Source organism: Clostridium amazonense (assembly GCF_056431285.1).
In genome coordinates, this window is the sequence record NZ_JBWKMH010000003.1 from 203,431 (window position 1) to 217,130 (window position 13,700).

At 24.9% G+C, this 13,700-nt stretch carries 10 protein-coding genes; 7 read left to right on the forward strand and 3 right to left on the reverse strand.

Annotated features, from left to right (window positions below; translation table 11 throughout):
• The first annotated feature begins 80 nt into the window (after nucleotides 1–80).
• Nucleotides 81–1,019, forward strand: coding sequence for an AEC family transporter (locus AC07E4_RS01805; protein ID WP_040327862.1), 939 nt, complete (start codon nucleotides 81–83; stop codon nucleotides 1,017–1,019).
• Nucleotides 1,020–1,096: 77 nt separating this feature from the next.
• Here AC07E4_RS01805 and AC07E4_RS01810 read toward each other — a convergent pair whose 3' ends face one another.
• On the reverse strand, nucleotides 1,097–1,837 hold the full coding sequence (locus AC07E4_RS01810) for a FadR/GntR family transcriptional regulator (protein WP_040327860.1): 741 nt from the start codon (nucleotides 1,835–1,837) through the stop codon (nucleotides 1,097–1,099).
• Nucleotides 1,838–2,364: 527 nt separating this feature from the next.
• Between AC07E4_RS01810 and AC07E4_RS01815 the strand changes: the two genes are divergently transcribed.
• The 5 genes from AC07E4_RS01815 to AC07E4_RS01835 all read left to right on the forward strand — a co-directional run bounded on the left by AC07E4_RS01815 (nucleotide 2,365) and on the right by AC07E4_RS01835 (nucleotide 8,966).
• Complete coding sequence (locus tag AC07E4_RS01815) at nucleotides 2,365–4,083, forward strand: methyl-accepting chemotaxis protein (protein ID WP_040327859.1); 1,719 nt, start codon at nucleotides 2,365–2,367, stop codon at nucleotides 4,081–4,083.
• A gap of 233 nt (nucleotides 4,084–4,316) precedes the next feature.
• Nucleotides 4,317–5,297 carry a hypothetical protein gene (locus AC07E4_RS01820; RefSeq protein ID WP_040327858.1) on the forward strand — a complete coding sequence of 327 codons (981 nt, stop codon included), beginning with the start codon at nucleotides 4,317–4,319 and terminating at the stop codon, nucleotides 5,295–5,297.
• A 176-nt stretch (nucleotides 5,298–5,473) separates the two neighbouring features.
• A complete protein-coding gene (locus tag AC07E4_RS01825) occupies nucleotides 5,474–5,656 on the forward strand; it encodes a (2Fe-2S)-binding protein (RefSeq protein WP_040327857.1) in 183 nt (60 codons plus the stop codon).
• Between the two features lie 137 nt (nucleotides 5,657–5,793).
• Nucleotides 5,794–8,025, forward strand: coding sequence for a formate C-acetyltransferase (gene pflB / locus AC07E4_RS01830; RefSeq protein WP_478215607.1), 2,232 nt, complete (start codon nucleotides 5,794–5,796; stop codon nucleotides 8,023–8,025).
• Nucleotides 8,026–8,159: 134 nt separating this feature from the next.
• The gene (locus AC07E4_RS01835; protein ID WP_040327855.1) at nucleotides 8,160–8,966 is read left to right on the forward strand and encodes a MerR family transcriptional regulator; all 807 of its coding nucleotides are present in this window, start codon (nucleotides 8,160–8,162) and stop codon (nucleotides 8,964–8,966) included.
• Between the two features lie 39 nt (nucleotides 8,967–9,005).
• On the opposite strand, the gene AC07E4_RS01840 is transcribed toward AC07E4_RS01835, so the two are convergent.
• Entirely contained in the window at nucleotides 9,006–9,563 is a 558-nt protein-coding gene (locus AC07E4_RS01840) for an NAD(P)H-dependent oxidoreductase (RefSeq protein ID WP_478215608.1), read from the reverse strand.
• A gap of 423 nt (nucleotides 9,564–9,986) precedes the next feature.
• Here AC07E4_RS01840 and AC07E4_RS01845 point away from each other — a divergent pair, with 423 nt between their 5' ends.
• The gene (locus AC07E4_RS01845) at nucleotides 9,987–10,316 is read left to right on the forward strand and encodes a hypothetical protein (protein WP_430830313.1); all 330 of its coding nucleotides are present in this window, start codon (nucleotides 9,987–9,989) and stop codon (nucleotides 10,314–10,316) included.
• Between the two features lie 151 nt (nucleotides 10,317–10,467).
• Here AC07E4_RS01845 and AC07E4_RS01850 read toward each other — a convergent pair whose 3' ends face one another.
• On the reverse strand, nucleotides 10,468–13,671 hold the full coding sequence (locus tag AC07E4_RS01850; RefSeq protein WP_478215609.1) for a DEAD/DEAH box helicase: 3,204 nt from the start codon (nucleotides 13,669–13,671) through the stop codon (nucleotides 10,468–10,470).
• Nucleotides 13,672–13,700: the final 29 nt, after the last annotated feature.

Below are 13,700 nucleotides of genomic sequence, written 5' to 3' on the forward strand. Positions count from 1 at the left end.
TCAAATGTGAATTAGAATTATCATATAAAAAATAAAAACAATAGTTTAGTATAATAATAAAATTACTAAGGGGGATTGTTATGGAGCTTTTAACTGCATTTGGGAGTATATTTAGTATTATAATAATGATAGCTATTGGATATATTTTGACTAAAAAGGAATGGATAGATAAAAAGGGAGCAAAATTATTTTCAAGAATTGTAATAAATGTATCCTTACCAGCATTAATGATCAATAATCTTATGTCTGATTTTGACAGAGCAAAACTTTTAAGTTTAGGTAAAGGATTAATAGTGCCATTTCTTTCAATAGCACTTACTTATTTGATTGGTAAAGTGTTTATAAAAGTGTTTAATATTACACCTAAGAGAAAAGGAACATTTTTATCAATGTTTTTCGTATCAAATACTATATTTATAGGATTACCAGTTAATTTAGCATTGTTTGGTTCAGAAAGTGTACCTTATGTTTTATTATATTATATAGCAAATACTACATTTTTCTGGACTATAGGAGTTTTTGAAATAAGCAAGGATGGTGGTGGAGAGCTACAAGGCTTTTTATCACTAAACACATTAAAAAGAATATTTTCACCTCCGTTAATGGGATTTATAGTTGCTATAATATTAATTATGTTAGCAGTTCCAGTACCTAAATTTATCATGGATACTTGCAAATATTTAGGTAACTTAACTACACCTTTATCAATGCTATTTATAGGTAACACAATGTTTTATATAAATTTAAAAGGGTTACATTTTGATAAAGATATATGGGGTGTTTTATTAGGAAGATTTATTATATCACCATTATTAGTTGTAGTATTATGCAAATTCTTTCCATTACCTAGTCTTATGGCAAAAGTATTTATTATACAAGCGGCAATGCCTGTAATGACTAATACAGCTATAGTATCAAAATCATATGATGCTGATTATCAATATGCAGCTATTATGATTACAATATCTACAATATTGAGTTTATTTATAATTCCTATATATAAAATACTTTTACAATAAAATATAATATTAGTCATATAAAAAATCACCAACCTTAAAAGTAGTTGGTGATTTTTTATATTTAAAACAAATTAAATTTAATTTGTTTTAAATGTGTTATGAAAAACACTCGGAAGTTCTTTTGTAACACCATATGCGTGTTCAAGATGGCTACGCATAGCATTTCTAGCTAGTTCTTCATTTCTAGATATAAGTGCGTCATAAATAGCTTTATGCTTTTCTATAGTATTGTTTCTATCATCATTTGTTAATGCCATATGTATTTGCTCTAATTGGTCATAAATTAAAGCATTGAGTGTATTCATTAACTTACAACATAATTCATTTTTAGAACTGTTTAAAATAGTTATATGAAATAATTGATCAAGTTTAGTAAAATTTTTAATGTCGCTTTTGTCTAAATCAATTAATTTATTTGATATATCCTTTAGTTTATTAAAATCTTCATCTGTTGCTCTTTTAGCTGCTAAACCAACCATTTCTAGTTCAATAGACATTCTAAGTTCAAATAAATCAGTATTACTTGTTTTTTCAAATGCCAATATATAAGTTAAAGGTAAGTAATAATTGTTGTTTTTAGGGTCACTAATTGATATTCCTTTTCTTGGAGAAACAACTACAATTCCAAGGAACTCCATGACACGTAAAGCTTCACGCAATGTTGGTCGACTAACATTTAATATTTCCATTAACTCTGGTTCGTTATATAATTTTTCACCATATTCAAGTTGGTTACTAATTATTAGGTTAATAAATGTTTCGATTATCTGAAAATATGCTTTTTTATTTCTTATTGGTTGTATATTTAAGTTATTCATGATTCACCTCAAAATATTTTTTGTTATATTAATAAAAAATAGTAGAAAAACTTCAATTGATTTATGTTTAATAATTATTTAGGTAATAAAATAGAATTAAATTAAAGCTTGAAAGTAGTTCACTATATATGTATTATATACTTTATTTTAAATGTTAGGTTATGAAGTGTCTATAAAGATGTATAAATTTAAAATTGTATGCATATTAAAATTTGTGAAGTTTTAGTAAATACTTTATTTATTATTAAAGTTATAGTTTAATAATACGAGTATATTTTAGTTAAGGTTCAAATAATATTAATGAAATTACAGTAAAATAAATTATTTTTATAATGTTTTTCTTATAAAAGAAGTACAAATAAAATAGATAGTTTTTTGTATACATAGAATACATATAATGGATTAATTATATGTATTCTATGTAGTTTTTTCGTGGAAATAAAGTTAATTTAAAAAAGAGCAGCTTTTAGCTTAAAAAAATATTTGAATCTACAATACTTATAGATGAAAGAAAGGGCGAAGTACAAATGAATTTAAAAAAAATTAAATTATCAACTAAGCTTATAATGGGCTTTGGAATGATTATATGTCTTATGATGATAATATCATTGACAACTATATTTGAATTAAAGGGTATAGAAAAATCATTAGCAGAAATAACTATAACAAATAGTGAAAAACAAGAAGTTATAAATAATATGAGAGCAGATATAAATGAAATATCAATATCTATAAGAAATTTATGTATTAGTAATAGCAACGAATTTATGAAAATGCAAAAAGAAAATATAGATAAAAAAGTAGAGGATTATATGAAGTTAGAATCCCAACTTAAAGAAAACATTACAAGACCACAAGGCAAAGAAATAATGGCTAAGATTGAAAAAAGCAGAGTGGATGGAATAAATATAGTATACAAGGCTATTGAAGATGGTATGAAGGAAAATGTAAGTAATAAAGAATTAGAAAATATAGTATCAAGTTTAGAAACACAAGGAAATCAATGGTCAATAGATATAAATGAAATGCTAAATTGGATAAATGATATAAGTAAAGGAGTAGCAGGCAAAACTAGCTCTGATATGAATAGGTTTATAAGCATTTTAGGAGTTTTATCTATTGTAGGAATAGGAATAGGAGTTTTCTTTGGATATTTAATATTAAAAACTATAAAAGAACAAATGAGGGAAGTTGCAGAGGCTACTAAAAAGATAGAAGATGGAGATTTAAGTGTAGAAATAAAATGCTATGCTAAAGATGAAATAGGTCAGACAGTAATAGCTATTAACAATGCAATTAAAAAGTTAAAAGAAACAATGATTTCAGTAAAAAGTGAAAGTAATGATATAGCAAAAAGTGTTAAAGTCACTAGTGAAATGTTTAATGATGTATATGATGAAATACAACAGGTATCAGCATCAACAGAAGAAATATCTGCTGGAATGGAGGAATCTTCAGCATCAGTTCAAGAAATTACATCTATGGCAAATACAGTTAAGCAAGAGGCAGAAACATCTTCAGAAAGGGCTAAAGAAGGTCTTGATATAGCTATTGGTATACAAAAAAGAGCTGAAAGTATAAAAAATAATTCATCTAAATCTAAAGAGAATGCTGAAAAAATATATGAAATTTCAAAAAATAAACTTGAAAAAGCTATAGAAGATTCTAAAGTTGTAGAAAATATTTTAGATATGGCTAATAGTATTTTAGGAATATCAGAACAAACTAATCTTTTAGCATTAAATGCAGCTATAGAAGCAGCTAGAGCAGGGGAACATGGAAAAGGATTTGCTGTAGTTGCAGAAGAGGTTAGAAAACTTGCAGAAGAATCATCTAATGCTGTTACAGAAATACAAAGTAATGTTAATAAGGTTTTAGGTGCAGTTGAAGAACTTTCAAGTTCTTCAAAAGAAGTGTTAAAATTTATAGAACTAGATGTACTTAAAGATTATAATGAACTTATAAATGTTAGTATTGAATATAAAAATGATGGAGATACTGTGAAAGATTTAGTAGAAAATTTTGCTAAGGTAGCAGAGAATGTTTCAAATTCAATAGATAATATAGTAATGAGTATGGAAGAAGTATCTACTTCTGTAGCACAAGTTACTGCATCATCAGGTGATATAGCTGAGAGTGTTTCAATGGTGAATAATAAAAATAATACTATTGTAAACGAAACAGAAAAAAATTCAGTAATAGCATCAAATTTAATTGAGTCTGTATCTCAATTTAAACTAGATTAAAAATATAGAGGATTATGGATTTTGTTTTAAATAATTAAATCCATAATCCTTTTTTATTAAAGTTGCAAAACAAATTAGTTGAAAACAATATAAAAATAGCAATAAACTTTAATTATAACAGTATCATTTTATAAAAGGGTTAGTTTAAATTTGAGATTGGAAGCCTATGGTGAAATATGTTAATATTTAACTATGTATACATTTGGTAAAAGTTTTGAAAGGTGAATGAGAATATGAAAATAAGAAAAAGAAAGCTTTTGGAAGTAATAGTAGTTACAGTGTTAACAATGTTAGTTATTATTTTTTTTGATAAAGAAGATCCAAAGAAATATATTGAATTGGGAAGTAGTGAAAAATATTATTACGCTATTTATGAAAAGCCATATTATAATAAGGTACGTTTAAAATTAGAGATTTATGATAGAAAAACTAATAAAAGGAAAATCAAAGATATAAAAATAAATGGAACTAATAGTGTTATAGGTTTTAGTAAAATTAGGGTAGATGATAATACAATACTAATTTCAGATATTAATGGTCAAAAAATTGCAGGAATATCCTTGACTGATGGAGAAGAAAAAATTTTATTGGAAAAATTGTTTGATGAAAAAAATATATATTGTATAAGAAATTTTTCAATATACGATGATAACTTGGTTTATTCATATTTTACTGAAGGAAAAGGATTTATAGAATTAAAAAATATAAATAGTAATGAAACTAAAGTAATAGCAGAGATTGAAGATGCTATGGAAATGCCAGTTAATATTTATAAAGATAATTTAATATGGATAAATAAAGGCTATATAAATGTATATAATTTAAATAGTAAAGAAACTAAAAAAATTTTTAAGTGTGAAGAAAATAATTCATTAATTATGCAGGATGATAAAATATATATAATAAAAGAATCAGAAACTAATTTAAATAAATTAATTGAAGTTGATTTAAATGGAAATGAAAAAACTATTGTTGAATCTAAATATATAATTCACGATTTATATTTAGATAGCAATAGATTAGTTTTTCATACAAATATAACAGGAGAATTTAAGAAGTTTTTTTATGATTTAGATAAAGAAAAATTATATTATTTTATAGGAGAATCCAATATATATAATTCTAGATTAATGGGAGATTATATATATAATTGTAATAATAAAAAAAGTAAAAAAATTATTTTAAATGAAGACTATATAGAATATACAGAATAGAACGTGCTTTTAAGCGCGTTCTATTTTTGTTAAATATAGAGAAAATACTTAATTACCATAATTTATACATTATATTTCGCGATAAATTTTGATAGAATTAAAATTAAGGCTAAAAACATAAATGAATTTAAAAACACAATAACACTAATACTAATATAAAAAAGGAAGTGTTAAATATGAGTAAAGAAAACATACTGTGTTTATGCAATCATATAACAGAAGAACAGATTATTGAAGCTGTTGAAAATGGAGCTGGAAGTATAGATGAAATAAAAGAGAAAACTCTTGCAGCTACAGGGATTTGCAATGGTTGTAGATGTATCTATAAGATTAAAAGAATTATAGAAGAACATAATTAAAAAAATATTTAATATAACAGAAAAAAATCTGTTGCAATTTTAAAATAGGTATGATATTATTTATTCAACAAGAGTTATTACATAATATTCATTATTAATAAATAATGAATTAAAGATAAGAAAAGAGGTAGCTATTTATGCAAGAACAATGGAAAAACTTTAAACAAGGAAATTGGACAAAAAAAATAGACTTAAGAAATTTCATTCAAACAAACTATACTCCATATGAAGGGGATAGCAGTTTCTTAAAAGGCGCTACTGAAAATACTAAAAAACTATGGGATGAAGTAAGTGAATTATTTAAAAAAGAAAGAGATAATGGCGGAGTTTTAGATGTTGATACAAAAACAGTATCTGATATAAACGCATATGATCCAGGATATATAGATAAAGCAATTGAAAAAATAGTTGGAGTTCAAACAGATGCACCATTAAAAAGAGCTGTAATGCCATATGGTGGAATAAGAATGGTTGAAACTTCTTGTAAAGCTTATGGATATGAAGTAGATCCTTCAATACCAGAAATATTTACTAAATATAGAAAAACTCACAATCAAGGAGTTTTTGATGCTTATACAAAAGATATGAGAGCAGCTAGAAAATATGGAATCATAACAGGACTTCCAGATGCTTATGGTAGAGGAAGAATAATAGGAGACTATAGAAGAGTTGCACTTTATGGTGTTGATAGATTAATACAAGATAAAATAGAGCAAAAAGATACATTAGAAGTAAGCTGTATAGATGAAGAAGTTATCAGATTAAGAGAAGAAATTTCTGATCAAATAAAAGCTTTAGAAGAATTAAAAGGATTAGCTTTAACATATGGTTTAGATATATCAAAACCAGCTACAAATGCAAAAGAAGCTATTCAATGGTTATACTTTGGATATTTAGGTTCAATAAAACAACAAAATGGAGCAGCAATGTCACTTGGTAGAACATCTACATTTATAGATATCTACATTCAAAGAGATTTAGAAGCTGGATTAATAACAGAAGAAGAAGCACAAGAGTTAGTAGATCATTTTGTAATGAAATTAAGACTTGTTAAATTCTTAAGAACTCCAGAATATAATGACTTATTCTCAGGAGACCCAACTTGGGTAACAGAGTCAATTGGTGGTATGGGACTAGATGGTAGAACTTTAGTTACTAAGAACTCATTTAGAATATTAAATACATTATATACTTTAGGAGCTTCACCAGAACCAAACTTAACAGTTTTATGGTCAACACATTTACCACAAGGATTTAAGGATTTCTGCTCAAAAGTTTCAATAGACACAAGTTCTGTTCAATACGAGAATGATGATTTAATGAAACCATACTGGGGAGACGATTATGCAATAGCTTGCTGTGTATCTGCTATGAGAGTTGGAAAGCAAATGCAATTCTTCGGAGCAAGAGTTAACTTAGCTAAAACATTACTTTACACTATAAATGGTGGAAGAGATGAGAAGAGTGGAGTACAAGTTGGTCCTAAAATGGAAGGCATTTCAAGTGAATACTTAAATTATGATGAAGTAATGGAAAAATTTGATGTTATGACAGATTGGTTAGCAAACCTTTATGTAAATACATTAAATGTAATTCACTACATGCACGATAAATATTCTTATGAATCATTACAAATGGCATTACATGACAGAGATGTATTTAGAACAATGGCATGTGGAATAGCTGGATTATCTGTATGTGCAGATTCATTATCAGCAATTAAATATGCTAAAGTTAAGCCAATAAGAAATGAAGAAGGAATAGCAGTTGACTTTGAAATAGAAGGAGACTATCCAAAATACGGAAATGATGATGATAGAGTTGATGATATAGCAGTATTCTTAGTTGAAAACATGATGAACAAAATCAGAAAGAATAAGACATACAGAAATGCATACCATACTCAATCAGTATTAACTATAACATCAAACGTAGTTTATGGTAAGAAAACAGGAACTACACCTGATGGAAGAAAAGCAGGAGAGCCATTTGCACCAGGAGCTAACCCAATGCACGGAAGAGATAACAGTGGTTCATTAGCATCATTAAACTCAGTTGCTAAATTACCATATGAAGATTCTCAAGATGGAATATCAAACACATTCTCAATAATTCCAGATGCATTAGGAAAATCTGCTGATGAGAGAATAACAACTTTAAGTGCTATGATGGACGGATACTTTAGTCAAAATGCACATCACTTAAATGTTAATGTGTTCAATAGAGAAACATTATTAGATGCAATGGATCATCCAGAGTTATACCCTCAATTAACAATCAGAGTATCTGGATATGCAGTTAACTTCATAAAATTAACTAGAGAACAACAATTAGATGTTATAAATAGAACATTCCATAAAAAAATGTAATATAAAAAATATGTAAAAAATAGACTTAGGGATTATATCTCTAAGTTTATTTTTTTATGTTGACTTTAACGTAACGGAAAACATTATAATTTAAATATAGTTAACTAAGAAGTTTATTTATGGAGGTAAAAAATATGCTTTCAATAGGAGAATTCTCTAAAATTTGTGGAGTGACAACAAGAACTTTAAGACATTATGATGACATTAATCTTATAAAACCTAAAAGAATAAATGAGGAAAATGGATATAGATTTTATGATATATCTCAAATTCGTAAGATGCTTTTAATCAATAGACTCAAAGGATATGACTTTTCTCTTGAGGAGATAGCCTCTATTATGAAAAAAAATAATGATAAGTATACGTTACAAAAGATAACAGAAAAATTAACTTATATAAATGAAAAAATTAGTCAATATGAAAATATGGGAAAAAGTATTAAAGAGGATATTGTAAATTTAAGAAATGGAGTGGATATAATGGCATTTATTGAGAATATAAGTGTAGAATTAGTTACAAAAGAGGACCAAATAATATTATCTAGTAGACAAAGAATGAGCACTGAGGATTATGGAAAGTATATAGGAAGATTATTTGAAATAGTAAGTAAAGAAAAAATTAAAGTGATAGGAGCACCAATGTCTATTTATCATGATACGGAATTTAATCATTTAGATAATGATACAGAGGTAGCAATTCCTGTATTACAAGAATGTAAAAATACAAGAATATTAAAAGGTGGTTTATGTGCAAAAGGTATTTGTAAAGGAGCATATTCAAATCTAAATAATGTATATGGAAAATTAATGGAGTGGGTAGAGAAAAATAATTATAAATTAATAGATGCTCCTTATGAGCAATATATAAAAGGCTTTACAACTACAAATAATATAGATGAATTTATAACAGAAGTATATTTTCCAATTAAAAAAATTAAATAGAGTAAAAAAGGCTGTAGTAAAATACAGTCTTTTTATATTTTAAATTAAGGAATCTATAAAGTTTATTATTTCATTTTGAACAGTTTTACACTTTATAAGTTCACCTTTAATTGAACTTTGATTATAATTATGACTTTGAAGAAGAAGAACAGACTCATAGGTATACTTCTTTTCTTCATTAAGTAAGATATTCACAGTATCTAATCCACCAGACGTTTTGTTTCCTAGAACAATAAAGGCTTTTTTTACATCAGTATAATTTTTATAAAATGTATCACTTTTAAAAACGCATTGGGAACATTCTCTAAAAGCAAAGTACAATGAAGGTGGAGCTTCACTATATGTAGGTACTAAAAAAATAGTTAAATCACTATTTATTATTTTGTTATATATTAATTCTATATCATCATTAATATAAGGACAAAGTAAAGAAGAATTAAAACATTGATAATTACAGTTAAAACATCCATGTATGTTTAAATTCTTTATATTTATTGATGAAACTGAATGTGTATCATAATGGTGAGTTATAAATTTTAAAATACCATTACAATTGCCATTGTCTCTTCCACTAAAAGATAACAAAAGAATATTCATAAAAAGATTACCCCCATATTTAACATTTCAAAAACATAATATCATAAACTTATTAAAATAAAATTAAATTTTAACTATAGAAATATAAATTTGTTATATAAATAGAAGTATTTAGTGTTTTTTTTATCAAACATAGTATTTAGAAAACAATTACATTGTAAGGCTTATGAGAAAAGAAATTATGATAAAAGTGATGGTTTGAAAAATAAAAGAATGAAAATAGAATGTATTTAAGTAACTTAAAGCTACTTAAATACATACAATAAATAAAATAATAAAATATAAAAATATATTGACAATAGTTAGATAACATAATATTATAAATGTAAGGGGATTGTTATAAATATAACAGGTGAATTTTCAATATTTAGAATTTTAAGCAAATTTATAAAATTATAAATATTTTACAATAGGGGGGTTATTATGTGTAATGAAAATTTAAATACAATTGGGGAAAATATATTTTATATATCTATAATGGATGTAGATAATAAAAGGCATACTGTAGCAAATATTAGACAATCTGATGAAATTAAGCGTTTCAACCCATTAGGAGATAAGGATATGCTTGTTACAGATATAAGTTTAAAGTATATAGCTAATTTTAAATATTATAATAAGTGGTTTTTAGGAGAAATTACTGAAAATGTATCAATTAATGAAAGTATACATTTTGAATCACCTTTAAAATTAGAATTAGCAGTAGAGGGAATTTTAAATCAAAGTGGATTACAACATTTATTGAATAAATAGATTTTAGAATTAATTTTAAGCCTATAAAAAAATTAGATAGATATAAAAAATCAAGTATGTTTTAATACTTGATTTTTTATTTTATAAGCATTGGAATTATTATATTTGTATATATATGTAGTAATATATATAATGAAAATGTTGTAGACAATTAACTTAATAACATATTTAAATCATCCTCAGTCATTTTTGAAATTATATTATCAGAAGAAGCATTTTCTTCAACAGTCATATTAAAAATTTCTTGTTTTTTGGATTGAAGTATTTGAATTTTTTCTTCAATTGTTCCTTTAGTTATAAGTTTTATTACATCAACTTTTTTAGTTTGACCAATTCTATGGGCTCTATCGGTAGCTTGGTTTTCAACAGCTGGATTCCACCAAGGATCAAAATGAATTACAGTATCAGCACTAGTAAGATTAAGTCCATTTCCTCCAGCTTTTAATGAAATTAGAAATACACTACCTACACCAGAATTAAATTTATTAACAAGTTCTAATCTCTCAGAACTTTTAGTACTTCCATCTAGGTATAAAAAATATATATTTCTATCTTCAAGTTGTTTTGATATATTTTTTAAAGTAGAAGTAAATTGAGAAAAAATAAGAACTCTATGATTTTCGGAAATGCTAGAATCTAAAATTTCCATAAGAGAATCAACTTTAGAACTACTTCCAGAATAATTTTCTATAAAACTAGATGGATCACAACATAATTGACGAAGTCGTGTTAATAATGAAAGTATTTTAAGTTTACTTTTATTAAATCCATTTGAATTTACTTCATTTTCGATTTCTTTTTTATAATTTTCAACATAAGAATAGTATAATTTTTTTTGTTCTTCATTTAAATCTATTAATATAGTTTGTTCCATTTTATCAGGAAGTTCTTTTAAAACTTCTTTTTTCCTTCTTCTCAGTATAAAAGGTTTTATATGTTTATTAAGCTCTTCAAGAGCAGTTTTATCATTATTTTTAAATATTGGCTTTTCATAATTATTTTTAAATTTATTTAAGTTTAACATATATCCTGGCATTATAAAATCAAATATAGACCAAAGTTCAGTAAGAGAATTTTCTATAGGTGTTCCAGTAAGAGCAAACTTACCAGTAGCTCTAATTTCTTTAATAGCATTGGTTGTTAAAGAGTCAGGATTTTTTATTTGTTGTGCTTCATCTAAAAAACAGTATGAAAAATTAATTTTTTTATAATTATCTATATCAATTCTAACTAAGGGATAAGAAGTTATTATTACATCAAAATCAGATAGTAATTCTAATTTTGATAATCGTAAATCCTTATTACCACTAATAACTAAAGTTTTTATATGGGGAGCAAATTTATTAAATTCACTTTCCCAATTATAAACAAGTGATGTAGGACAAATAACTAAAGTTGGTTCTTTAAATTCTTTGTGTATAGAATCTATAAATGTTATTGATTGTAGTGTTTTACCAAGACCCATTTCATCAGCTAATATTCCACCAAATCCAAATTGAGAAAGAGTTTTAAACCATTTAAAACCTATCTCTTGATATTCCCTTAGTGATGCATTAATCGAAGAAGGTACTTTAAAATCACTTTCATCTACAGATTTGAAGTTTGTTATTAAATTTCTAAAATTTTTATTTTTTTCAACCTTTAATGTATTGTTGTTTTGAAATTTATTATCTAAATATAATGCATTATACTTAGATAACAATATACTATCATTTTCTAAATCTTTAGATTTTAAGTTCAAGTAATCAATTGTATTTGTAAAATTAACTAAATCAGGGTTATCTAACAACAAAAAAGAACCATTTTTAAGTCGATGATATTTTTTATTAAGTTTTATAGATTTTAAAACATCCTTCAATTCATTTTTACTAATATTATCTATTGAAAAAGAAAAATCTAACAAATTATTATCAGTTAATTTTATAGAAGAATTAATTCTCGAATTTTTATGTATTTTTAATGTTTTAAAATTTTCAGAGTAGTATATAATACATTGATTTTTAAGGTCATCAATGCCTTTAGATATAAAATTAATAATAGAACTTTCATCTTCCATATAATAAGAGGATTCTTTTTTATCAAAACCAAAAGTTTCAATAAATGAAAGTATAGAGGTTTCTTTTCCTATGTCTCTTATTATAAGTCCTTTAGAATCAATTGATTCATTTAATGGATTAAACTTTATATCACCATAACAAAATTCAATTTTTAATTCAATTGAGTCATTAATTTTATCAAGGTATAAATTAATAATTAGAGGATCATCTATTATAATTTCTTTAAGATTATCTGTTATATTAATTTTATTAGAAATTGCCTTTATTGTTGGAAGTATAACTTTTGATAATCTATTTATTTCATTTTCAGGAATAATTACTTTGTCACAATTGCAGAAAGCTTTTAAAAATTTTCTTTGATTTTCATTAGGGTAATATAGGGTAGAACCATATAAATAGTATTCACCATTGAAAATAGGAAATATATTTTTATCTTTCAAATTTACTGTGATTTCACTATTTCCCTTAGAAATGTCAAAGGAAATAGGTAGGTCTTCACATATAATGGTTTTAGCTCCAAAGTCAAAACTATTGTATTTTAGAAAAAACGACTTTTCTTTCAATATGTTAAAAAATCTCTTTCCAATAGAATTTGGTAATATAATATCCTTACCACTTATCAGATTTTTATTATTATAATAAGTGTTTGAATTAATATTTTGAATTTCTAGTATAGAACTAAGTAAAGAAAAAACTTCTTTATCTATTTTAGAAAATTTATGAATTTGAGGATTAAAGGTAAAGCCTTTTCCAAACTGTAGTGGTAAATTTGAGTCTAAACAGTTTAAAAAGTTTTTAATAGATTTAATTACATATTTTTTATTTTCACCTACCTTAAAGCTTAAAGAACAAATACAATCATTTTTTAATTCATTATTTATATTTAAATGAATTTCTAAATCTAATTCTTTTTTCTCAACATCAACTGAAGAAATATTTTCATTTATATTAGAAATTAAAGTTAAATAGTTTAGTTTATTTACTATTTCAGGTTGATTTGAAATTTCATAATTGTATTTTAGTGCCAATGCATAAATGTGAGTACAAGGTTCATTTGTGTCATAATCATCACAACTACAATGCATATTTAAAATTGAACCATCATGACTAACAGTAATACTAGTTTTATACAATGAATTATTTGAATCTTTAACTATTCCAGAAGCAAAGAAACAATTGATATCATTTACATCTATATTTGTTATAGCTACCTTATCTTTTCTAAATAAAGAACATCCATCTGAATATTTATAATAAAAACAATTTGCAAGTAATTTTTCAAAATCTACAGAAAACATATATTAATATACTCCTTTAAAACAAATAT

Excerpts from the sequence above, each read along its gene's own strand:
- AC07E4_RS01805 (WP_040327862.1), top strand. The coding sequence starts at position 81 with ATGGAGCTTTTAACTGCATTTGGGAGTATATTTAGTATTATAATAATG.
- AC07E4_RS01810 (WP_040327860.1), bottom strand. The coding sequence starts at position 1,837 with ATGAATAACTTAAATATACAACCAATAAGAAATAAAAAAGCATATTTT.
- AC07E4_RS01815 (WP_040327859.1), top strand. The coding sequence starts at position 2,365 with ATGAATTTAAAAAAAATTAAATTATCAACTAAGCTTATAATGGGCTTT.
- AC07E4_RS01820 (WP_040327858.1), top strand. The coding sequence starts at position 4,317 with ATGAAAATAAGAAAAAGAAAGCTTTTGGAAGTAATAGTAGTTACAGTG.
- AC07E4_RS01825 (WP_040327857.1), top strand. The coding sequence starts at position 5,474 with ATGAGTAAAGAAAACATACTGTGTTTATGCAATCATATAACAGAAGAA.
- pflB (WP_478215607.1), top strand. The coding sequence starts at position 5,794 with ATGCAAGAACAATGGAAAAACTTTAAACAAGGAAATTGGACAAAAAAA.
- AC07E4_RS01835 (WP_040327855.1), top strand. The coding sequence starts at position 8,160 with ATGCTTTCAATAGGAGAATTCTCTAAAATTTGTGGAGTGACAACAAGA.
- AC07E4_RS01840 (WP_478215608.1), bottom strand. The coding sequence starts at position 9,563 with ATGAATATTCTTTTGTTATCTTTTAGTGGAAGAGACAATGGCAATTGT.
- AC07E4_RS01845 (WP_430830313.1), top strand. The coding sequence starts at position 9,987 with ATGTGTAATGAAAATTTAAATACAATTGGGGAAAATATATTTTATATA.
- AC07E4_RS01850 (WP_478215609.1), bottom strand. The coding sequence starts at position 13,671 with ATGTTTTCTGTAGATTTTGAAAAATTACTTGCAAATTGTTTTTATTAT.